The sequence below is a fragment of the Arcobacter defluvii genome, from assembly GCF_013201725.1.
GTDB lineage: Bacteria > Campylobacterota > Campylobacteria > Campylobacterales > Arcobacteraceae > Aliarcobacter > Aliarcobacter defluvii.
The window spans coordinates 836,279-856,701 of the sequence record NZ_CP053835.1 but is presented as its reverse complement, the minus strand read 5'-3'; the positions used below and the strand labels follow the sequence as shown (position 1 = coordinate 856,701).

The window sequence follows — 20,423 nt, the reverse complement described above, 5'->3', positions numbered from 1 at the left end:
ATATTGTAATTAATATTCTACTTATATAACATAAAAACAACTATATAACTATAAAAATCAAAAAAATTCATTTTAAAAATAAGGAGAATATTTTATGGGATTGGATGAAGTAAAAAAAGGAAATAAAGTAAAAGTTTTAAGATTAAACGCTAAAGGAAAACTACTTTATAAATTACTTGATATGGGATTTGTAAAGGGAGCATTTATTGAAATAATAAGAGAAGCACCTTTATATGATCCAATGGAGTTAAAAATACATAATTACAATTTAACTCTTAGAAAAAGTGAAGCAAAATTAATAGAAATTGAAATAATATGAAAAATATAAAAACAGTATTAGCAGGACAACCAAACTGTGGAAAATCTACAATATTTAATCTAGTAAGTGGAATAGAACAACATATTGCAAATTATCCTGGCGTTACAGTTGATAAAAAAACAGGTTTTTTTAAATATGAAGAGTACAAAGTACAAATGGTTGATTTACCAGGAACTTACTCTTTTAGTTCTTATTCATTAGAAGAAAGAGTTGCAAAAGAGTTTATTTTAAATGAAAATCCAGACATCATAATAAATGTTGTTGATGCTTCAAATTTAAAAAGAAATCTATATCTAACTTTTCAACTTTTAGAAATGGGACTTCCTGTTGTTATAGTTTTAAATATGATGGATGTTGCTTCAAGAAGAGGAATAAAAATAGATAGCAAAAAAATCTCTTTAATGCTTGGATGTCCAGTTGTTGAAGCAAGTGGAGCAAAAGGTATTGGTAGTGAAGAGATTATGAAAACTATTATAAATCTACATGAAAATAAAACAAATTTTGAAGAGTTTAAAATAAATTATGAAGAGTTAGAAAGTTTTATTTTAGATATAGAAAATGAAATCAAAAATTCCACTTCATATTTATCAAAAAGATGGCTTGCAATAAAAGCTTTAGAAGGTGATTCAACAGTTATTGAATATCTAAAAAAAGATTTTTTAAAGATTGAAGAAAAACTGGAAAAGGATAATCAACTTTTTGAAACAAAATATAATAAAAACATCATTACTTTTCTCGCAACATTTAGATATGACAGTGCAGAAATAATTTATCAAAAAAATGTTATTGAAGAGAAGAAAAATAAAGAAACACTAACAGATAAAGCAGACAAAATCATTTTAAATAGATTTTTGGCTTTACCTATTTTATTTGCTTTGATGTTTTTGGTTTATGAAATATCTATTGTCTATGGCTATAAACTCACAGATTATACTTGGCCTATTTTAGCAAGTATTAAAAATTTTGTGATTGATATTATGCCTAATGCAAATTTTACAGATGTTCCAATGATAACTGATTTTGCTATTTGGATGGTAAATAGTGCAAATGCTTTACTAAATTATATTCCAATATTTTTTATTTTATTTGCCTTAATTGCTATCATGGAAGATGTTGGATATATGCCAAGAATGGCATTTATTCTTGATAGAGTATTTAGAAAATTTGGTCTTCATGGACAATCTACTCTTCCACTTGTACTTGGCGGTGCGATGGTTGGAGGTTGTGCAGTTCCTGCTGTTATGTCAACAAAAGGAATTGCAGATGAAAGAGCTAGAATGGCTACAATTTTAACAGTTCCTTATATGAATTGTTTAGCAAAAGTTCCATTTTACACCCTACTTTTAGGAGCATTTTTTAAACCTGATATGGCTTTGATGATGTTTTATATTTCTACAATAACAATTTTTTCAGCATTAATAGTTGCAAAAATTTTAACTAGCACTGTTTTAAAAAATAGAGAAACAGCTCCTTTTGTTATGGAATTACCACCTTATCATTTACCAACTCTAAAAGGTATTATTATTCGTTCTTCTCAAAGAGTTTGGTTATATATCAAAAAAGTTGTAACGATTGTTTTAGCTGTTGCAATTGTACTTTTCGCCCTACTTCAATTTCCAGGATTAACAGAAGAATCTAAAACTAAATTTGAAAATATGTCAAATGATGCTTTAGTAAATTTTGATTCAAAAATAAAAGACTCAATATATTATGAACATATAAATTCAAAAGAAAAAGTATCTGAGCTTTTAAACTATTATGATAATTATAGAACTAAAAAAATGGCAAATTCATCAAGTAGCGTTGATGAAAAATTCAAAAAAGAAAATGCCTTATATTATAAATTAATAAGACCTTTAAAAGATGTTGAAGCAAAAAAAATCAACATTGCTTTAAGAGAGTTATCAAATGATAGAAAATCTATTTTAAGAGAAATAAAAAATGAAAAAGTTGAAAATTCACTTCTTGGAATGGCTGGACGTTCTATAGAACCTCTCACTCAATTTGCAGGATTTGATTGGAAAATCAATGTTGCATTTTTAAGTTCATTTGCAGCAAGAGAAAGTGCTGTTGCAACGCTGGGTTCTTTATATGAAAACAATAAAGCAGATAATCTAAGAGCTGAAGAAGCGATGGCACTTAACAGTGGATATACTCCACTTCATGCTACTGCAATTATAATTTTTATGCTTTTAACTCCTCCTTGCATAGCAACAATGATAGTTGTAAAAATGCAAACAAATAGTTTCAAATGGATGTTATTTGCAATATTTTTTCCTGTAACTTTAGGAATATTGATAGCTTCAATTGTGTTTACTTTAGGAAATATTTATACGTTGAGTGGCTTTGAAGCCATGAGTTATTACTACTTTATAGTTTTAACAATTACCCTAGTATTAGGACTGTATCCCAATAAATCAATCAATTGGAAAGGAGGATTAAAAAACTCTTAACAATATGAAAAATAAAAAAATCAATTTAATAAAAAGGATAAAAAATGATTAAAAAAACTATATTTTTACTTTCAATCTTAGCAAGTTCAGCATTTGCTCATTCTGCAATAATGAACTGCTTTGATAATGCAGATGAAACTATCACTTGTGAAGGTGGCTTTAGTGATGGCAGTAGTGCAAATGGTGTGTATTTTATAATAGAACAAGATGGTAAAGAGATATATGAAACTAAAATGAATGAAAATAGTGAAGTAACTTTTAAAAAACCAAAAGGTGAATTTACGGCTATTTTAGATGCAGGTGAAGGACATGAAGTTTATATAAAAAGCAAAGATATAACTCAATAAATAAACAGATTTCTCTTAAAAAATTTAAGAGAAATCTATCATTTTGTTAAAATCAACTTATTTGCTTTTGTAATTCTAAGTTGATATTCTTGTCCTTCATGAACAATAGTGATTGTAGTTTTATGTTCAAAGATATCTTTACTATCAATCTTTTTTTCTTTTTCTTCTTGCATTTTTTTCCTAAATAACTTATTTAACAAATTATAAATAGGATATTAACGCAAGAAATCTTAAGAATTAATAAAATTGATAATTGATATCAATATTATAGCTTTAAACTTCTTTTATTTTCTCTAAAATTTTATTTGTATTTTTGTTACTAAAATATATTGAAAGTGCAAATAAAATCAAACATAAAGTAAAAAAGAAAATTGTTAGAAAATCCCATTCATTATTTAAATTTTCTGGTTTTGATAGTTTTGTATTAACATCAGTTACTTTCTCTTTTAACTCTTCTGCAAATCCTTCAAGTGGCGCTATTCCATCTTTTATTATTGTATGACCAGGACCTCCATCAAGAACTATTTGATATGGTTCTTTTGGGATATTTACAATTAGTTCACTTTCAGCAGGAAGCCTTTGTTTAAATAAAATATCACCACTTACAAGTGATTCTAATCTTATCATAGCTCCTGCTGCATCTTCACCTGTACTAAATTCACCTCTTACTGTAATAGTATTGTCTGAATTATCCATAACATTTATAATTAAATTATGAGCATTTAAACTAACTGATAAACAAATTGTTAAAAATATAAATATATTTTTCATCTAAACTCCTATTTTATTGATTTTCTTTAATGCAAAAGATGCGATTATTTCAAGAAATATAAAAAATCCAAAAATAAAAATAGAAATTAATATAAAAAATAATCTTTCAATTACAAGTATTTTAGATAATGCTGGTGGAATAGGACTTTATATGTCTAAAATGATTATTGAAAGCCATTTTAAAGGTAATATTTTAGTTACAAATAAACAAAATGGTGTTGCTTTTTCTATTGAAGTGTAAAATAGCAGAAATTCTGCTATTTTACATTTAATTATCTTTAGAATTTTTTATAAGATTGACATACCAATCTTCTGATATATCTTCAACGTCTAAATCTTTTAAAAAAATTTCTAACTCACCATCAATCATATTTAACTCTTCAATTTTTTCATCAGGAATAAATAAAGCTTCAACACAATAATCAAATAATTGTTCCTCACAAATAAACTCATCTTCCATACCCCAACCATCTTCAAAATCTTCTATTAAAAAATACTTTTCTAAATCTTTCAATCATTTCTCCAAATTATAAAGTAGGATGAATCATATTTTCTGGTTTTACATAAGAATCAAACTCTGATTCAGTCAAAATCCCAAGATTTAATGCTTCTTGTTTTAATGTTGTTCCATTTTTATGAGCTGTTTTTGCGATAAGCGCAGCTTTTTCATAACCAATATATGGATTAAGTGCAGTTACAAGCATAAGTGAATCATTTAGATATTTATTGATATTTGATAGATTTGGCTCTATTCCAACTGCACAATTATCATTAAAAGCAAGCATCGTATCACTTAAAAGTCTTATTGATTGAATAATGTTTAATGCAATTACAGGTTTAAATACATTTAATTCAAAATTACCCTGAGATGCAGCTACACTAACAGTTGTATGATTTCCCATAACTTGAACAGCAACCATAGTCATAGCTTCACTTTGAGTTGGATTTACTTTTCCTGGCATTATTGAACTTCCTGGCTCATTTTCAGGAATTGTAATCTCCCCTATTCCGCATCTAGGACCTGATGAAAGCCATCTTATATCATTTGCTATTTTCATAAGATTTGAAGCAAGGGCATTTAAAGCTCCACTTAAAAAAACTTCTCCATCATGAGATGTTAAAGCATGAAATTTATTTGGATGAGATTTAAACTCATATTTTGTATTTGTTAAGATATTTAAAACTTCACAAACCATAGGTGAAAAATTTGGATGAGAATTTAGTCCCGTTCCAACAGCAGTTCCACCAATAGCAAGTTCAACAATATATTTCATAGAATCATCAATTTGATTTAAAGCTTTATCCAACATATCAACATAAGCTGAAATTTCTTGTCCTAAAGTTAAAGGTGTTGCATCTTGAAGGTGAGTTCTTCCTATTTTTACAATATTTTCAAACTCTTTTGATTTATTTTCTAAAGTTGATTTTAAAACATTAATAGATGGAATCAATCTTTTTTGAAGTTCAAGAACAAATGCTATTCTCATAGCTGTTGGATAAGTATCATTTGAACTTTGTCCTTTATTTACATCATCATTTGGATGAATAAGTTTTTCAACTCTAAAATCTTTTCCCAAGTTTTCAGTTGCTCTTGAAGCGACTACTTCATTTACATTCATATTAGATTGTGTTCCTGAACCTGTTTGCCAAACAACCAAAGGAAATTCATTTGCTAATTTACCTTGAATTATTTCATCACAACTTACACAAATTGCATCTGTTTTTATTTTATCTAATCTATTTAATTTATTATTTACAATAGCGCAAGCTTTTTTTAAATAAGCAAATCCTTCAATTATCTCTTTAGGCATTTTCTCACCACCGATTGGAAAGTTTTCTAAACTTCTTTGAGTTTGTGCACCCCAATATTGATTATTTGGAACTTTAATTTCACCCATTGTATCTTTTTCAATTCTAAAATCCATTGTTTTTCCTATTAATTGATATAGAGTATCATTATTATATATAATATCTTAATAATTATTTAATTTTTTATAAACGTATATTTTTCTGTAAAAAAGAGATCATATCTTTATTTACCAAAGATAAAGCATTTCTTTCAATCTTTTCATTTTGAGAAAATCTATTTAATCTAGTTATATAATCTTCTATTTTATCTTCCAATTTTCTATCATTAACTAAAAGAATTATTTTTGCTGATATTCTTTTTATATCTTTTAATTGTGTTTTAAAATTTTCATTATCTATTAGCATTATCTCTTCTGTTAGTTTTGAAAACAGATCTAACTTTGTGTTTCTAAGCCATTTTGTTTGTTCAATTTTATTATTTATTTTTGAAGAAACTAAAGTATCAACTATTTTTGTAGCTACTGCTCCAACTAAAGCACTTTTTGCAACAGATGTTAAAAGTGTAACATTCAACATAAAAATCCTTTTTTGTTTTTTTGATTATATTTATGAAATACTTAAAATTTGATTTAAAATGATAATTACAATCAATATTCTTTTAAGAATTTTATGATATCCTTTTGATTATAAAAGGAGTTAATGTGGAAAATCTAAATAATCAAAATGAAATAACAAATTCACCTTTGTACAAAAGAAATATTAAAATCCATAAGAACTTGTGGAAACTTTATGGTTTAACTCTTAGTTTTAGCATAATTTTTATATTAATAAAAGGGATAAATTAATGGAAAATAATCAAGATATAGCATTTAATATTTTTCTAAAAAACTTTAAAAAACAAGTTTCTAAAATTGGTTTAAAAAATTCTATCCAAAAAGATTATATTTTAAAAGTATTATATTTTTCTAAAAAACATCTAACAGCTGAAGAAATATCAAATGAAATAAAATCTATTTATAATGTATCAATAGGAATTGCCACTGTTTATAGAGCAATGAAATTTTTTCATGATATGAAATTAGTAAATCAGTTAGATATAGGAGATGGTATTTTAAGATATGAACTTAATCTTACAGAACATCATGACCATTTAATCTGCACGAACTGTGGGAAAATTATTGAATTTAACGATGATTTAATTGAATTAAATCAAATTAAAATTGCAACAAAAAATAATTTTATATTAAAAGAACATGTTATGACAATTTATGGTTTATGTGAAGATTGTCAATAAATCATGATAATAATTATTAGTTTATAATAAGTTCCATTTAATATTAAAAAAGAAAAAATACATCTTAGAAAGGATTATTTTGATTAGTACAGATGATATTATAAAAATTGCTAGTTTTTTTTCTATTATTGCACATACTCCAGGAAGATTAAGAGTAAGAGTAAATCCAAAAATAACACAAAATGCTGGAAATATCTCTTTAAGTGACATAGAAGATTTACCAAAAAAGATTGATGGAATAAATCATATTAAAATAAATAAGATTATTGCCTCAGTAACAATTACTTATGACCCAAATATTTTCAAACCAAAACTTTGGGAAGATTTAGTAAAAAATGAAAATATAGATGAGATATCTATATTAATAAACGAACTTGCAAAGGAGGTAATTTAATGGAAGAAAATATTGATGAACAGTTATTAATAAACGCAAGAATTGATACTAATAGCGATATTGATATTAGAACACAAATTCTAAGAATTGCTGTTTATGATGAATTTAAAGCTTATGAAACTTATACAAAAATAATTGAAAAATTTGGTTTAGTTCAACCTTTTGTAAATATAAAAGAAGCAGAAGCTATTCATTACGCAGCGCTTATTCAACTTATGCAAAGATATAATATTGAAGTTCCTATAAATAATTGGGCTTCAAAAATAGAAATTCCAAACACTTTGATTGAATGTTGTGAAATGGGAGTTGCTGCAGAAATAAATAACATTGCAATGTATAATAATTTATTGAGTTATACAATAGATGCAGATATAAAAGATACACTTTTTAAACTTCAAGCAGCTTCATTTAATAATCATTTACCTGCTTTTAGAAATTGTGTAATAAATCACTACAATATTGAAAATACATCAAATATATCTCAAGAAAACATCATAGAGAAACTTGGAGAATATCAAGTTATTTTAGATGATATTATGTCTGGAAATATTGATGAAAATTCTATATCTCAAATCTTTTCAAAATTAAACTTATCTATGGTTAGTGGTGCTGTTTTAGGTGGTGCTGTTATTGCACTTTTAAATAACTATATCTCTAAAAAAGATAAAAAAGAAGAGGAGTAAAAAATGGCTTTACCATTTATATTAGGATTGGCTGTTGGTGCTGGTGCGGTTGTTGCTTTTAGCAATAAAGATAAACTAAAAAAGAAAACTTCTGAATTATTTGAAAAAACAAAAGATGGTGTTGAAGAGATAAAAGATAAATTATGTGCAACAAAAGAGTGTATTGAAGAAAAAATAGAAAAAAAAAGTGAAGAAAAAACTACGGAAAAACCAAAAACAAGAAAATATCAAAGAAAACCTAAAGTTAAGGAAGCAGAATGAAAGAGATAACTATTGATACAGGAACACCAAGAAATGTACTAGGACACGTTATAAGTGGTGCAGTTGCTAGTGCTGTTATAAGTGGTGCAATCAATTATAAAAAAGCTCAAGCAAGACAAATTACAAAAAAAGAAGCTATTAAAGATACTATTAAAAGAACATCCCAAGGAGCAATTACAACAGGATGTGCAATTGCAACTGCTAATTATTTAGGTCAAAAAGGTGGATTTTTCAAAGCAATAACTGCTGCTTCTATTGGAATGATGGGAATATATGCAATTGAGGTAATTGAAGAAAAACTTGATCAAAAATATTTGACAAATGAAAACTTTACAGTTGAGGAAGAAGATTATGAATAAACAAAATATACCAAATAATCAATATGATTTAAATATTGAAAATAGCAGAGCTCAAAATATTCAATCAGGAGCAAATATAAATCAAAATCCATATATAAATCAAAATTTAAATCCTTTACAAACACCTATTCAAAATCCATCAACAACACAAAATAATGGATTTACTAATGGTGATTTTATAAAAGGTGCTCTTTTAGGTGCAGCTGTAACTTATCTTCTTACTAATAAAAATGCACAAGAAACTATTTTAAAAGCTTTTGGAAAAGGAAGTGAATTATTTAGTGCTGGAATTGAAGAATTAAAAGAAAGATATGAAGATGCAAAAGCTCAAATGCAAGCTCAGCAAGAACAATAAAAATGAAAAAAAATTTTCTAAAAGTACATCAAACAGCTTCTAGAGTTCGATATAAACTCTTTTTATTAAAAGAAAAATTTATTGATGAAGAAGTTTTAAAAAATTACTTTAAAAAAATAAAAGAGATAGAAAATATAAGAATAAATAAAAAAGCTTACAGTATTATCTTTGAACTTAAATGTGATATTACAAATAAAATAGAAAAAATTTTGGATACTCTAACAGTTGAAGAATTACTAAAATCTTATGAAGAAGAAATTGCAGCTGTTTGTGTATCTTGCGTAAGTAATGAAGAACCTTCTTTAAAAGGAATAATAAGAGCTAGTTCTGCTTTAATTGTTGAAAGATTTATTACAAATAATACTTTAAAAGCTGGTATTACAACTGCTGCTTCCATTCCTTTATTGATTGAAGGTTCAAAAGAACTATTAAATAATGGTTTAACATCTAAAGTTTTAGAAAGTGCAGCAGTTGCAATTTCAATATACAGAAAAGATTATTTAGCTGCAAACTCAACAAATGCAATGCTTGAATTAGGTGAATATATAGAAGAAACAACTGTTCATAAAAGTGATGATTTATTAAAAGAGCTTTCAAAACCAAATGTAGAAGAAGCTTGGGTTGAAAGAAAAATTGATGGAAAAGTTACAGAAATTTTAATAAAAAGTTCTGATGTAGAAGTAGGAGATATTGTTGTTGTTGGGATTGGAAATACCATCCCTGTTGATGGACATATAGTAGAAGGAACTGGAAGTGTAAATCAAGTTTCTATGACAGGAGAAGCTGAACCTGTAATAAAATATAGAGGCGATAGAGTAATTTCTGGAACAATTGTTGAAGAAGGAAGATTTAGAATTTGGGCTGAACATGTAGGAGCTAATACAGCAACCCAAAGAATAAAACACTATATAGAAAACTCATTAAATGAAAAATCATCTGTTCAACTAAAAGCAAATAAATTAGCAAATAAATTAGTTCCTGTTACTCTTGGACTTGCAGGTGTTTCTTATATATTTGCAAAAGATTTTGAAAGAGTTGCTTCTATTTTACAAGCTGATTACTCATGTGCACTAAAACTAGCAACTCCTGTTGCATTTAAATCAACTATTTCAAAAGCTGGGCATAATGGAATTATGATAAAAGGTGCAAAATCAATAGAAGCATTGAGCAATGCAGATACTTTTGTATTTGATAAAACAGGAACTTTAACAGCAGGTGAACTTGAAGTTATAAGTGTAGAATCTTACAGTGATAAATGGAGTGAAGAAGAATTACTAAATCTTACAGCTTCAACAGAAGAACATTACTTTCATCCAGTAGCAGAAGCTGTTGTAAAAGCTGCAAAACAAAGAGGTTTTGTACATATGCACCATGAAGAAGTTGAATTTATAGTTGCACATGGAGTAAAAACCGAAGTAAATGGAAAATCAGTTGTTATAGGAAGTCGTCATTTTGTTGAAGATGATGAAAAAATTGATTTTAGTGAACATATAGATAAAATAGAAAATTCATTAAAAAATGGGAAAACTCTACTTTACATTGGATATGATGGAAAACTTTTAGGAACTATTGGTTTAGCTGATGAATTAAGATTTAATGCAAAAGAATCGATAAAAAAACTAAAAAAACTTGGTGTAAAAAATATCATTATGCTAACAGGTGATACGAAACAAAAAGCTCAAATGCTAGCTGATGAACTAGGTATTGATGAAGTAAGAGCAGAACTTTTACCTCAAGATAAAGCTAATATTGTAAAAGAGCTTATGAGTGAAGGTAAAAAAGTAGCATTTGTAGGTGATGGAATAAATGATGCACCTGCACTAATCTCTGCTCATGTAGGAATTTCTATGAGTAGAGGTGCAGATATAGCAAAAGCAACTGCTGATATAAGTCTATTAAAAGATGATATTGCAGCAGTTATTGAAGCTAAAGAGTATGCAAATAAAACTATGAATTTAATAAACAATAATTTCAATGCGACAGTAGGAATAAACTCTTGTATTTTAGCAGGTGCAACTTTTGGAGTATTTTCTCCAATTGTAACAGCAGTTTTACACAATGGTACAACTATTGGATTATTGTTTAACTCAATAAAAGGTGTAAAAATCTAACAATTATGATAATAGTTATCGGTTTTATTTAAGTATAAATAGATAGAATTGTGATAATTATTATCAAAAGGATTTTTTTATGCCTATATTATTATTTGCAACAGCATTAACAGCAATTTTAACAGTTAAAACAGTAAATAAAACAGTAAAAACTATGGAAAAAAGAAAAAAAAGGAAACTAAGAGATGAAATTTGATTTAGAACTTCAAAAAGAAGCTGCAAAAATTGGAATGACTGCGACACTTGGTGCAACAGTTGTTACGTCAATGTTTATGAAAAATTCTATTGCTAAAAAAACTCATGTTGTTGCAGGTGTTGCTTTCTGTGGTTTTGCACTTTGGCATCATATGCTTTATCAACCTAAAAAATCTAAACAAATAAAAAATTCAAAAGAACAAAAAACTCAACTTAATTAATATCTTCAACTCCACTTAAGATTCTTTATATTATGATAACAATTATCATTTTTATAAAGGATTAGTATGTCTAATAATCATCTTCTTGAAAAGAATTTAAATGAAAAAATTGTTGCAAATATATTTTCATCACTTATTAATAGTGAAAAATGGGAAATGTTAATCGAGATGTTTAGACTACGTGTCTTAAATATTAATGCAAGAGATTATAGGGGAAGAAATGCTCTATATTGGGCAATTTCCAAAAACAAAACAGATATAATAAAAAAGTTACTTGAACTAAATATAAGTACAGAAGTTTCTCAAAATTTATCTGCTATTAATTATGCTGTTTATAAAGATAATATAAAAATTATCAAATGCCTAAAAAATTGTGGTTTAGATATAAATGAAATAGATGATATAAACTCTACTCCTTTGATTTATGCAATTTTATACAATAAACAAAATAGTATAAGTTATCTTATTGAAAATGGTGCAAATATAGAACACGAAGATTTTTTAGGTAATAGTGCAATAAATCTTGCAAACAATCTAAAAATTGATTTTCTAATAGAAAAATTCAAAGAGTTAAATAATTAAGTAGAAATCTTTAGAATTTCTACTTAAAATTTATTCATATCGTAAAGCATCAATTGGATTTAATCTTGCAGCTTTTCTAGCTGGGAAATATCCAAATACAATACCAATTAAAGTTGAAAAGAAAAATGAAATCATAATTATTTGATTATTTATAATAAATGCTAAGCTCATTGAATGAACAACAATATATCCAATTGCAAGTCCAAATAATATTCCAATCATTCCACCTAAAGTTGATAAAACAACTGCCTCAACTAAAAATTGAAGTAAAACTTCACTTTCCATTGCTCCAATTGCAAGTCTAACACCTATCTCTCTTGTTCTTTCAGTTACAGAAACTAACATAATATTCATAATACCAATACCACCAACAAGTAAACTAATTGCAGCTATTGAACCCAAAAGATAAGTTAACATTTGTGTAGTTGATGTCATTGTTGAAAGTATTTCTTCCATATCTCTTATATAAAAATTATCAGTTTCTCCTATTTTTATATTTCTTCTTTCTTGCATAAGTGATGTAATTTCAGTTTTTGCATTTTCTATATATTTGCCCTCAGTTATGGAAATAAGAATTGAAGATATGTCTTTATCTCCTTTTATTTTTCTTTGAAACATTTTAAGAGGAACGATAACTATTTCATCTTGATCTCTACCAAAAGCTGCTGCACCTTTTGATTTTAATACTCCAATTACATTACAAGAGAAATTTTTTAATCTAATATTTGCACCAACTGCATTTTCATTTTCAAACAGTTGCTTTACTATTGTTGTACCAATTATACAAGAAGATTTTCCACTATTTAACTCAGCATCATCAAATGTTCTTCCATCAGTTACTTCCCAATCTTTTATAATAAAATAATCATTACTTGTACCAATTACAGAAGAACTATTACTTTTATTTCCATATACCACATTAACTGTTGCAGAATTTTCAGCTGCAACTGCTTTTATATTTTGAACTTCATTTTTTATTGCTGTTATATCTTCATTTGTAAAAGGTTTAGAACTATTATCTTCTCGTGGTGGTCCTCGTCTTTCTTGTCCCACTCTTAAAGTTAACATATTTGTTCCTAATTTCGAAATACTCTCTTTTACATTTTCAGTTGTTCCATCACCTATCATAACCATAGCAATAACTGAAGCCACTCCAATTACAATTCCTAATATTGTAAGAAAAGATCTTAATATATTTCTTCGTATCTCTTTTAAAGCAATTAAAAAGGCATTTACTAACATTATTTAAATCCTTTTTTCAAACTATCTTCAATATGACCATCTCTAAAATAGATAACTCTATTTGCAAATTTTGCCATCTCTTCCTCATGTGTTACCATAATTATAGTAATTCCTGATTCTTCATTTAACTGTTTTAATAAATTCATAATTTCTAAACTTTTTATACTATCAAGATTTCCTGTTGGTTCATCAGCTAATAAAACTAAAGGATTTGTTACAATTGCCCTTGCAATTGCAACACGTTGCTGCTGTCCACCACTTAATTCAGCAGGAGTATGATGAGCAACACTTTCAAGACCAACTTTTTTTAAAGCTTCAAATGCTAAAGTTTTTCTTTCTTTTGCTGGAACTTTTCTATAAATCAAAGGTAATTCAACATTTTCTAATGCTGATGTTCTTCCTAATAAATTAAAGCCTTGAAAAACAAATCCTAAATAATTTCTTCGTAAAAGTGCCATTTGATTTCTATTTAATTTTTCAACATTAATTCCATTAAAAAAATATTCGCCACTACTTGGTTTATCCAAACATCCTATCATATTCATAGAAGTTGATTTTCCACTACCACTTGCTCCCATGATAGCGATGAATTCACCTTCATTTATTGTAAAACTTACTCCATTTAAAGCAAAAGTTTGAGCTTCTCCTACACCATAAGTTTTTACAATATTTTTAAATTCAATGATAGTTTTTTTAGTTTCCATTATCACTCTTTTGAGAGATTATTACCTCATCATCAATTTTTAAATCTTTTGATTCAATTGTTGTTGATTTACCATCTGTATCTAAAACTTTAATCATCATTTTTTTCGGCTGATTATTTTCTAAAACATATATTGTAGAAAACTCTTTTTTTGCTATATTTTTAGCTCCATTATCACCTGATGGACGTTTTGGAGGTCCTACAAAATTCATTGTTGTTTGTTTTTCTAAAGTTTGATTTTTTAATTTAAATCGTAAAGCACCATTTGGAATAATTAACTTATCTTTGCTTTGTTTAGTAATAATCTTAGCAGTTGCTGTCATACCTGGTCTTAAAAGTAATTCTTCATTATTCACTGAAACTACTGTTTCATAAGTAATTACTCCATTTACATCAACTGGATTTAATCTTACTTGTTTTATTTTCCCTTGAAATATTCTATTTGGATATGCATCAACTGAAAAACTAACTGGTAAATCTTTTTTAATATCTGCAACATCCGCTTCATCTATACTTACAATCAAATCCATATTTGTCAAATCTTTTGCCAAAGTAAATAAAGTTGGAGTTGACATTGAAGCAGCAACAGTTTGTCCAACTTCAACTTCTCTATTTAAAACAATACCTTTAATAGAAGATTTTACTACAGCTTTTTCAAGATTTTGTTGAGCTGTTTTTAGATTATAAACTGCTTGCTCAACCTTAGCTTTTGAAGCTTCCAAAGATGATATTGCAGCTTCATAAGTGAATTTTGTATCATCTAATTCATTTTGTGATGGATATTTTCCACCTGAACTTTTAAACATTTTTAAAGTTCTATCATAAACAGACTTTTTATTTCTAAGATTTACTTCACTCTCTTTTTGGTTTGCTTTTGCAATAGTTAATGATGCTGTTAAACTATCAACTTCTGATTGTAATTTTGTTGTATCAAGTTTTGCTAAAACTTGCCCTACTTCAACCTCATCATTAAAATCTACATAAATTTCTTTTATCGTTCCTGATACCTCAATACCAATATCAACGCTATTTGTAGGATTTAAATTTCCCGTTGCATTTACAACAACAGATAAATCTCCTCTAGTAACTTTTTTTGTTAAGTATTCAACTGTTTGAACATTTTGATTCTTTTTATATATAAAATAATAATACGCTCCAACTAATACTAATAAGCCAATCAAAATCATCCAAAAATATACTTTTTTTGATTTCTTATTTCCATAATTATCTAATTCTTTAATCAATTTTGTATCTTGCATTTACTTTAGCCTTTAATCTTAAAATATAGTTTTGAGTATTCTAATTTGATATTTATATCATTTATCAACATATCATACTCGTTTATTTTTTTTGTATTTTTTAATATATCTAAATCATATACAGAAGTCATTCCAGCTTCATTTGAACTTATATTTGCACTTATTAATTCATTATATAATTTAATATTATCATCTATAGTTTTATTATATTTTTCATATGTATCTATTTGATTTAATATCTGTTCATATTCATATGCAATTTCATTTTTCAAATCATTTACTTGGCTTCTTTGTTTTAAATATTCCAATTTTGAATCTTGTAATTTATTTGATTTATTATAATCATATAAAGGAACCAAAAGCGTTAGAGATGCTGAGGCAGAAGTTTCATCTTCATTTGCATTTTTTATCAAATCATCTATATTAGAATAAGAACCTGTTGCACCTAAAGAGACTTTTGGAAGATAGTTTGTTTTTGTTTTTTTATAACTTGTATTTAACATTTCAACTTTTGAATCTTCTTGTAAAAAATCTAAATTATAATTAATAAAATCCTCTTTCGAAACATTTTTAAAATCTAAGATTTCTATTTCATCATATTTTAAATCTGTATATTTTGATAACTCATACTCTTTATCTTTTAAAGAATTTTCTAAAGAAATGTTATCTTTAAATTGAGTGTTTTTTGCCATAATTGCATTATTTAACTCTACAATATCTGTTCTTCCTGCTTCATATTGAATCTTTTTTATAATTAATTCTATATCTTTATTTTCAAGTTTATAACGACTTTGTTCAATTTGCAATTTTAATTTTGATATTTCAAGCAATGTATCGTAAATTGATTCTAGAAGTTGAGAATTTTGATTTTCCCAAGATAATAAATCATACTTTAGTTTATCCTTTGCATACTGAATAGTAAATTCTATGCCACCTGATTCATAAATACTTTGTGTAAATCCAATGGATACACTTTTTGAAAATTTATCATTATCACTAGATATTGAATGACTTCTATTTAAACTTGAATTTAAATTTATAGGAGAAATCCAATCATTTTTATTACTCTCATAATTTGATTCAATGTATTTCTTTTCGAGTTCTCTTGATTCTTTTTTATCTTTTTGCAAAATATCTAGGTTATTTGCAAAGGCTAAACTACAAAATAGTGAGCATACTATTATTTTACGCAAATGACAATCCTTCTTTTTTATTCAGTTGAATTATATATATTTTCTTTTAATGATTTTTTAACAACTTTTTAATATTTAATTTCAATTAAGATAATTATTATCAATATTGTATTAAAATTGCACTTATGGAAAACAAAAAAAGTCTATTAGTTATATTAACACTAACAATATCAGCACATTTGTTACTATTTGCAAATTTAAAAGTCACTGAAGAGGTGGAATTACCTGCTGAACCTCCTGCTCAAGTTACAAAGATAAATTTACAAAATGTAGTATTAAAAAAGCCTGAACCTGTGGTAGAACCAGTTATTGAGAAACCTGTTGAAATTAAACCTTTACCTAAAACTGAAAGTAAAAACAAAATCAAACAAGTGAAGAAAAAAGAACATCATAAAAAAGAGAAAAAAGTTGAAAAAAAGGTTGAAAAAAAAATAGAGGAGATAAAAGAAGTTAAACAGGAAATAAAAGAAGTTATTCCACTTGAGAGTTCTTCTGATATTAAAAGTGTAAAAAAAGATATTGATCCATCTTTAAAAGATGCTTTGGAAAATGAATATTTAGCCAAAATTAGAATGTTGATAGAAAAAAATAAAATCTATCCTAAATCTGCTAAAAGATTAAACCAAATGGGAAAAGTTCATGTTTGTTTTGTTGTTTCAAAAGATGGACAAATCAAAAACATAAGAATAGTTAAAAAATCAAGTTTTGAAAAGTTAGATGAAGCAGCAATTGAGATTTTAACCAAAATTAGTAATTTTGAACCAATACCAGAAAAATTAAATAAAAACTCTTGGGAAATTACTGTACCAATTGTTTATCAAATCACAAGGAGCTAATGAATGGGAATTGATTTAATCAATTATATTGATAGGGGTGGAATAATAGTTTATATACTTATTTTTCTAAATATTATAGGTTTTACAATTATGTTTTGGAAACTTGTTGTTATTGCGTTATCTGGAAATAAAAGAGAACTTCTGATATCTGAAATCATTAATTTTGCGAAGTCAAATAGTCAAGAATTTAAAAAAGATTCTATTGAAAATTATATCAATAGAAAAATTAGAAAATTAGAATTTGGATTAAATACTGTTAAAATAATCGCATCTGTTGCACCTTTACTTGGTCTTTTAGGTACAGTTATTGGTGTTTTAGATTCATTTGATTCTATTACAAAAAGTGGTTTAGGTGATCCATCTATATTTTCAAATGGAATTTCTGTTGCGTTAATCACAACTATAGCTGGTTTAATTGTAGCGATTCCTCATTATATTGGATACAACTATATTGTAGGAATTTTAGATGATATTGAACTAAAAATTCAAAAAGAGGTTCTTAAAAAGATATGAAAAAAAGAGAAATATTAACTCCAGATATTACGCCACTTATTGATGTTGTTTTTATCTTACTTATATTTTTCATTGTATCTTCTGTATTCAAAAAAGATGAACTTGCTTTAGTTTTAAATCTTCCAAGCTCAACAGCTCAAGAAATAGAATTAAAAGAAAAAGAGTTGGTTATTGAACTTGATGGTGAAAAGCTTGCACTTTTTGGTAAAGAGACAACTTTAGAAGAGCTAGAAAAAGAGATAGAATTAATAGATAATAAACAAAAAAATATAATCTTTAGAATTGACAAAGATGTAAAATATGAAAAGATAGTTGAGATTTTAGAAATATTACAAAAAAATGATTTTTTTAATATCTCACTTGTTACTGAACCTAAAAAATAATAATGGGGTTTTCCCCATTATTTTAATTTTCTAATAAATCTTGTAAAAATCCAATTGTAGTTCTTACCCCTGCTCCACTTGCTCCAATAGAGTTATATCCCCAATTTTTTTCTACATATGCAGGACCTGCTATATCAAAATGTACCCATTTACTTTTATTTTCATCATAAATAAAATTGTCTAAGAACATTCCAGCAGTTATTGCTCCACCATATCTTGTATTTGCAACATTACAAATATCTGCAATTTCAGATTTAATAGTTTTTTTCAAATATCTGTTAAAATCTAACGATGTTGCATATTCTCCAGCTTTTAAAGCACTTGCAACTGTATTTCTTTTTAATACTTCATTATTCCCCATAATTCCTGTTGTATACTCACCAACACCAACTACACAAGCACCTGTTAATGTAGCATAATCAAAAATATAATCAATATCTTTTATTTCATCTTGAGCATAACATAAACAATCTGCAAGAACTAATCTTCCTTCTGCATCTGTATTTCTTACTTCTATTGTTTTCCCATTTCTTGCTGTTAAAATGTCATCAGGTTTATATGCATTTCCACCTATCATATTTTCAACCGCACCAACTATTCCATGAACTTCAAAAGGAAGTTCTAATTTTGCAATTGCCCAAAGTGTTGATAAAACTGCACAACCACCTGATTTATCAGCTTTCATTGTAACCATAAAATCACTTGGTTTTAAAGATAAACCACCTGAATCATATGTCAAACCTTTTCCAACTAAAACAATTTTAAACTTAGGATTTTTAGGTTTATATGTTAGATGAATAAGTTTTGATTCATGAATAGAGGCACGTCCAACACTGTGCATTGCCATCATATTGTGTTTTTCTAAATATTTTTCACCATGTATTTCACATTTTATTTCTACATCTTTTGCAATTTCTTCAGCCATAGAAGCCATAATTTCAGGATAAAAATCAGCAGGAGCTGTATTTACCATATTTCTTGCTTTATTTACAGCTTTTGCAATGATTTTTGAATCTTTTAAAATTGTTTCTAGTTTAGATGATTTTTCTTCAACTACTATATCTAACTCTAATTTTATTTTTTCATCTTTTTCTGATTTATAATCAGTAAATTTATATTCACCTAACACTGCACCTTCAACTAAAGCTTTAAAATGTTCTTCTAATTCAGGTGTTAATTCAATTTTAGCACTTTTAAATTTTGTTGTTTGGATTTTTTTAATTGCTGTTGCTACTGCTATTGCAATGCAATCATAACTATTTTCTTCATATCCTACATAAACTTTTTTAGATTCAGCTAATAAAACACAAGTTTCATCTTTTGCTTTAAAATCAAGAATTTCTAAAAGTTCTTTGTCATTATCAATACTATCAATTTCTTTTACAAAAATTATTTCAATTTCTGAACTAACTTTTTCACTTTTTTTTACTAAATTAATCTTCATTTTGACCTCTTTTTTCTACTTTTTTTGTAGTTTGATTTATATAGTATAAAATACTTCCACCAAATATTGCAGCAATTGGAATAGCTAAATACCAATGCTCTTTTATCCACTCTAATACAACTAATATTTCATTTCCAAAATACCAAACTGGTACTATTGTAAGGGCAGCCCAACACCAAGCTGATATTAGATTTATAAACGCAAACATTTTAGCACTATATCTTGTAAGACCAATTGAAATGGGAATAACTGTTCTCATTCCATACATATATCTTTGTATAAAAATTATAGGCCAACCATGCTTTTTAAGTAATAAATGAGCAAGGGCAAATTTTCTTCTTTGATTTTTAAATTTTTTGTGAACATAAGATTTATTAAATCTTCCAATATAAAAATAGACTTGATCACCAGCAAAGCCACCAAGTCCAGCTACAAAAATAGCTATATATAAATTCATATCACCGGTATGAGACAATAATCCAGCCATAATCAGACCAGCTTCACCTTCAAGCATTCCCCAGGCAAAAAGAATTATATAACCATATTTTTTAAGTAGGTATATAAACTTTTCTTCAATTCCTTCAACAGGAGCTTGATATAAATTGTAAATAAGAAAAGAGAAAAACACTATTAAAATAATAGTTAATATCTTCCCTGAATAAGGCTGGATCTTTCTAAAAAGTTCTTTCACATTTT

27 protein-coding genes are annotated in these 20,423 nt (G+C 26.7%); 16 read left to right on the top strand and 11 right to left on the bottom strand.

The window, feature by feature from the left end:
* Positions 1 to 94 precede the first annotated feature (94 nt).
* Genes ADFLV_RS04355 through ADFLV_RS04345 form a run of 3 tightly spaced genes read left to right on the top strand, consistent with a single transcriptional unit; the run spans position 95 to position 3,119 of the window.
* Positions 95 to 319, top strand: coding sequence for a FeoA family protein (locus ADFLV_RS04355; RefSeq protein WP_129010951.1), 225 nt, complete (start codon positions 95 to 97; stop codon positions 317 to 319).
* Positions 316 to 2,772, top strand: a complete 2,457-nt coding sequence (gene feoB / locus ADFLV_RS04350) for a ferrous iron transport protein B (protein ID WP_129010952.1) — start codon at positions 316 to 318, stop codon at positions 2,770 to 2,772. The genes ADFLV_RS04355 and feoB overlap by 4 nt, the downstream gene beginning before the upstream one ends.
* A 44-nt stretch (positions 2,773 to 2,816) precedes the next feature.
* Positions 2,817 to 3,119, top strand: a complete 303-nt coding sequence (locus ADFLV_RS04345; protein ID WP_014473576.1) for a hypothetical protein — start codon at positions 2,817 to 2,819, stop codon at positions 3,117 to 3,119.
* A gap of 38 nt (positions 3,120 to 3,157) precedes the next feature.
* Here ADFLV_RS04345 and hemP read toward each other — a convergent pair whose 3' ends face one another.
* Both hemP and ADFLV_RS04335 read right to left on the bottom strand, forming a co-directional pair.
* On the bottom strand, positions 3,158 to 3,292 hold the full coding sequence (gene hemP / locus ADFLV_RS04340) for a hemin uptake protein HemP (protein WP_014473575.1): 135 nt from the start codon (positions 3,290 to 3,292) through the stop codon (positions 3,158 to 3,160).
* A 100-nt stretch (positions 3,293 to 3,392) separates the two neighbouring features.
* The gene (locus ADFLV_RS04335) at positions 3,393 to 3,890 is read right to left on the bottom strand and encodes a hypothetical protein (protein WP_129010953.1); all 498 of its coding nucleotides are present in this window, start codon (positions 3,888 to 3,890) and stop codon (positions 3,393 to 3,395) included.
* A 16-nt stretch (positions 3,891 to 3,906) separates the two neighbouring features.
* Here ADFLV_RS04335 and ADFLV_RS04330 point away from each other — a divergent pair, with 16 nt between their 5' ends.
* Positions 3,907 to 4,131 carry a hypothetical protein gene (locus tag ADFLV_RS04330; RefSeq protein ID WP_172658754.1) on the top strand — a complete coding sequence of 75 codons (225 nt, stop codon included), beginning with the start codon at positions 3,907 to 3,909 and terminating at the stop codon, positions 4,129 to 4,131.
* 27 nt (positions 4,132 to 4,158) lie between these two features.
* Here ADFLV_RS04330 and ADFLV_RS04325 read toward each other — a convergent pair whose 3' ends face one another.
* The 3 genes from ADFLV_RS04325 to ADFLV_RS04315 form a co-directional block, all read right to left on the bottom strand.
* Positions 4,159 to 4,404 (bottom strand): hypothetical protein, encoded by a 246-nt coding sequence (locus ADFLV_RS04325; RefSeq protein WP_014473564.1) that lies wholly within the window; start codon positions 4,402 to 4,404, stop codon positions 4,159 to 4,161.
* 13 nt (positions 4,405 to 4,417) lie between these two features.
* Positions 4,418 to 5,815, bottom strand: a complete 1,398-nt coding sequence (fumC, locus tag ADFLV_RS04320; RefSeq protein ID WP_129010954.1) for a class II fumarate hydratase — start codon at positions 5,813 to 5,815, stop codon at positions 4,418 to 4,420.
* Positions 5,816 to 5,882: 67 nt separating this feature from the next.
* A complete protein-coding gene (locus tag ADFLV_RS04315) occupies positions 5,883 to 6,275 on the bottom strand; it encodes a hypothetical protein (RefSeq protein WP_129010955.1) in 393 nt (130 codons plus the stop codon).
* 268 nt (positions 6,276 to 6,543) lie between these two features.
* Between ADFLV_RS04315 and ADFLV_RS04310 the strand changes: the two genes are divergently transcribed.
* The 9 genes from ADFLV_RS04310 (at position 6,544) to ADFLV_RS04270 (ending at position 12,154) form a co-directional block, all read left to right on the top strand.
* Complete coding sequence (locus ADFLV_RS04310; protein ID WP_014473561.1) at positions 6,544 to 6,993, top strand: Fur family transcriptional regulator; 450 nt, start codon at positions 6,544 to 6,546, stop codon at positions 6,991 to 6,993.
* Positions 6,994 to 7,072: 79 nt separating this feature from the next.
* Positions 7,073 to 7,387, top strand: a complete 315-nt coding sequence (locus tag ADFLV_RS04305) for an HMA2 domain-containing protein (protein ID WP_014473560.1) — start codon at positions 7,073 to 7,075, stop codon at positions 7,385 to 7,387.
* A complete protein-coding gene (locus ADFLV_RS04300; protein ID WP_129010956.1) occupies positions 7,387 to 8,070 on the top strand; it encodes a ferritin-like domain-containing protein in 684 nt (227 codons plus the stop codon). Before ADFLV_RS04305 ends, ADFLV_RS04300 begins: the two co-directional genes overlap by 1 nt.
* 3 nt (positions 8,071 to 8,073) lie before the next feature.
* A complete protein-coding gene (locus ADFLV_RS04295; protein WP_014473558.1) occupies positions 8,074 to 8,331 on the top strand; it encodes a hypothetical protein in 258 nt (85 codons plus the stop codon).
* Positions 8,328 to 8,690: a magnetosome protein MamC family protein gene (locus tag ADFLV_RS04290; protein ID WP_129010957.1), complete on the top strand. Its 363-nt coding sequence runs from the start codon at positions 8,328 to 8,330 to the stop codon at positions 8,688 to 8,690. The genes ADFLV_RS04295 and ADFLV_RS04290 overlap by 4 nt, the downstream gene beginning before the upstream one ends.
* Positions 8,683 to 9,045: a YtxH domain-containing protein gene (locus tag ADFLV_RS04285; RefSeq protein ID WP_129010958.1), complete on the top strand. Its 363-nt coding sequence runs from the start codon at positions 8,683 to 8,685 to the stop codon at positions 9,043 to 9,045. Before ADFLV_RS04290 ends, ADFLV_RS04285 begins: the two co-directional genes overlap by 8 nt.
* A gap of 2 nt (positions 9,046 to 9,047) precedes the next feature.
* Positions 9,048 to 11,156, top strand: a complete 2,109-nt coding sequence (locus ADFLV_RS04280) for a heavy metal translocating P-type ATPase (protein WP_129010959.1) — start codon at positions 9,048 to 9,050, stop codon at positions 11,154 to 11,156.
* Between the two features lie 185 nt (positions 11,157 to 11,341).
* A complete protein-coding gene (locus ADFLV_RS04275) occupies positions 11,342 to 11,572 on the top strand; it encodes a hypothetical protein (RefSeq protein ID WP_014473554.1) in 231 nt (76 codons plus the stop codon).
* A 66-nt stretch (positions 11,573 to 11,638) separates the two neighbouring features.
* A complete protein-coding gene (locus tag ADFLV_RS04270) occupies positions 11,639 to 12,154 on the top strand; it encodes an ankyrin repeat domain-containing protein (protein ID WP_129010960.1) in 516 nt (171 codons plus the stop codon).
* 30 nt (positions 12,155 to 12,184) lie between these two features.
* Here the strand turns inward: ADFLV_RS04270 and ADFLV_RS04265 are convergent, their stop codons facing one another.
* Genes ADFLV_RS04265 through ADFLV_RS04250 form a run of 4 tightly spaced genes read right to left on the bottom strand, consistent with a single transcriptional unit; the run spans position 12,185 to position 16,551 of the window.
* Entirely contained in the window at positions 12,185 to 13,396 is a 1,212-nt protein-coding gene (locus tag ADFLV_RS04265; RefSeq protein ID WP_129010961.1) for an ABC transporter permease, read from the bottom strand.
* Positions 13,396 to 14,100 (bottom strand): ABC transporter ATP-binding protein, encoded by a 705-nt coding sequence (locus tag ADFLV_RS04260; protein WP_275402375.1) that lies wholly within the window; start codon positions 14,098 to 14,100, stop codon positions 13,396 to 13,398. The genes ADFLV_RS04265 and ADFLV_RS04260 overlap by 1 nt, the downstream gene beginning before the upstream one ends.
* The gene (locus ADFLV_RS04255) at positions 14,090 to 15,358 is read right to left on the bottom strand and encodes an efflux RND transporter periplasmic adaptor subunit (protein WP_129010962.1); all 1,269 of its coding nucleotides are present in this window, start codon (positions 15,356 to 15,358) and stop codon (positions 14,090 to 14,092) included. Before ADFLV_RS04255 ends, ADFLV_RS04260 begins: the two co-directional genes overlap by 11 nt.
* Positions 15,359 to 15,363: 5 nt before the next feature.
* Positions 15,364 to 16,551, bottom strand: a complete 1,188-nt coding sequence (locus ADFLV_RS04250; RefSeq protein WP_129010963.1) for a TolC family protein — start codon at positions 16,549 to 16,551, stop codon at positions 15,364 to 15,366.
* A 125-nt stretch (positions 16,552 to 16,676) separates the two neighbouring features.
* On the opposite strand from ADFLV_RS04250, the gene ADFLV_RS04245 reads away from it, so the two are divergent.
* From ADFLV_RS04245 to ADFLV_RS04235, 3 genes are read left to right on the top strand one after another with little or no spacing between them, the layout of a single operon-like run.
* Entirely contained in the window at positions 16,677 to 17,387 is a 711-nt protein-coding gene (locus tag ADFLV_RS04245) for an energy transducer TonB (RefSeq protein ID WP_129010964.1), read from the top strand.
* 3 nt (positions 17,388 to 17,390) lie between these two features.
* On the top strand, positions 17,391 to 17,900 hold the full coding sequence (locus tag ADFLV_RS04240) for a MotA/TolQ/ExbB proton channel family protein (RefSeq protein ID WP_014473547.1): 510 nt from the start codon (positions 17,391 to 17,393) through the stop codon (positions 17,898 to 17,900).
* A complete protein-coding gene (locus ADFLV_RS04235) occupies positions 17,897 to 18,283 on the top strand; it encodes an ExbD/TolR family protein (RefSeq protein WP_129010965.1) in 387 nt (128 codons plus the stop codon). The genes ADFLV_RS04240 and ADFLV_RS04235 overlap by 4 nt, the downstream gene beginning before the upstream one ends.
* Before the next feature lie 22 nt (positions 18,284 to 18,305).
* On the opposite strand, the gene ADFLV_RS04230 is transcribed toward ADFLV_RS04235, so the two are convergent.
* Positions 18,306 to 19,727: a leucyl aminopeptidase gene (locus tag ADFLV_RS04230; RefSeq protein ID WP_129010966.1), complete on the bottom strand. Its 1,422-nt coding sequence runs from the start codon at positions 19,725 to 19,727 to the stop codon at positions 18,306 to 18,308.
* Positions 19,717 to 20,418, bottom strand: a complete 702-nt coding sequence (locus ADFLV_RS04225) for a DedA family protein (RefSeq protein WP_014473544.1) — start codon at positions 20,416 to 20,418, stop codon at positions 19,717 to 19,719. The genes ADFLV_RS04230 and ADFLV_RS04225 overlap by 11 nt, the downstream gene beginning before the upstream one ends.
* Between the last annotated feature and the right edge of the window lie 5 nt (positions 20,419 to 20,423).

Excerpts from the sequence above, each read along its gene's own strand:
- ADFLV_RS04355 (WP_129010951.1), top strand. The coding sequence starts at position 95 with ATGGGATTGGATGAAGTAAAAAAAGGAAATAAAGTAAAAGTTTTAAGA.
- feoB (WP_129010952.1), top strand. The coding sequence starts at position 316 with ATGAAAAATATAAAAACAGTATTAGCAGGACAACCAAACTGTGGAAAA.
- ADFLV_RS04345 (WP_014473576.1), top strand. The coding sequence starts at position 2,817 with ATGATTAAAAAAACTATATTTTTACTTTCAATCTTAGCAAGTTCAGCA.
- hemP (WP_014473575.1), bottom strand. The coding sequence starts at position 3,292 with ATGCAAGAAGAAAAAGAAAAAAAGATTGATAGTAAAGATATCTTTGAA.
- ADFLV_RS04335 (WP_129010953.1), bottom strand. The coding sequence starts at position 3,890 with ATGAAAAATATATTTATATTTTTAACAATTTGTTTATCAGTTAGTTTA.
- fumC (WP_129010954.1), bottom strand. The coding sequence starts at position 5,815 with ATGGATTTTAGAATTGAAAAAGATACAATGGGTGAAATTAAAGTTCCA.
- ADFLV_RS04315 (WP_129010955.1), bottom strand. The coding sequence starts at position 6,275 with ATGTTGAATGTTACACTTTTAACATCTGTTGCAAAAAGTGCTTTAGTT.
- ADFLV_RS04310 (WP_014473561.1), top strand. The coding sequence starts at position 6,544 with ATGGAAAATAATCAAGATATAGCATTTAATATTTTTCTAAAAAACTTT.
- ADFLV_RS04300 (WP_129010956.1), top strand. The coding sequence starts at position 7,387 with ATGGAAGAAAATATTGATGAACAGTTATTAATAAACGCAAGAATTGAT.
- ADFLV_RS04295 (WP_014473558.1), top strand. The coding sequence starts at position 8,074 with ATGGCTTTACCATTTATATTAGGATTGGCTGTTGGTGCTGGTGCGGTT.
- ADFLV_RS04290 (WP_129010957.1), top strand. The coding sequence starts at position 8,328 with ATGAAAGAGATAACTATTGATACAGGAACACCAAGAAATGTACTAGGA.
- ADFLV_RS04285 (WP_129010958.1), top strand. The coding sequence starts at position 8,683 with ATGAATAAACAAAATATACCAAATAATCAATATGATTTAAATATTGAA.
- ADFLV_RS04280 (WP_129010959.1), top strand. The coding sequence starts at position 9,048 with ATGAAAAAAAATTTTCTAAAAGTACATCAAACAGCTTCTAGAGTTCGA.
- ADFLV_RS04275 (WP_014473554.1), top strand. The coding sequence starts at position 11,342 with ATGAAATTTGATTTAGAACTTCAAAAAGAAGCTGCAAAAATTGGAATG.
- ADFLV_RS04270 (WP_129010960.1), top strand. The coding sequence starts at position 11,639 with ATGTCTAATAATCATCTTCTTGAAAAGAATTTAAATGAAAAAATTGTT.
- ADFLV_RS04265 (WP_129010961.1), bottom strand. The coding sequence starts at position 13,396 with ATGTTAGTAAATGCCTTTTTAATTGCTTTAAAAGAGATACGAAGAAAT.
- ADFLV_RS04260 (WP_275402375.1), bottom strand. The coding sequence starts at position 14,100 with ATGGAAACTAAAAAAACTATCATTGAATTTAAAAATATTGTAAAAACT.
- ADFLV_RS04255 (WP_129010962.1), bottom strand. The coding sequence starts at position 15,358 with ATGCAAGATACAAAATTGATTAAAGAATTAGATAATTATGGAAATAAG.
- ADFLV_RS04245 (WP_129010964.1), top strand. The coding sequence starts at position 16,677 with ATGGAAAACAAAAAAAGTCTATTAGTTATATTAACACTAACAATATCA.
- ADFLV_RS04240 (WP_014473547.1), top strand. The coding sequence starts at position 17,391 with ATGGGAATTGATTTAATCAATTATATTGATAGGGGTGGAATAATAGTT.
- ADFLV_RS04235 (WP_129010965.1), top strand. The coding sequence starts at position 17,897 with ATGAAAAAAAGAGAAATATTAACTCCAGATATTACGCCACTTATTGAT.
- ADFLV_RS04230 (WP_129010966.1), bottom strand. The coding sequence starts at position 19,727 with ATGAAGATTAATTTAGTAAAAAAAAGTGAAAAAGTTAGTTCAGAAATT.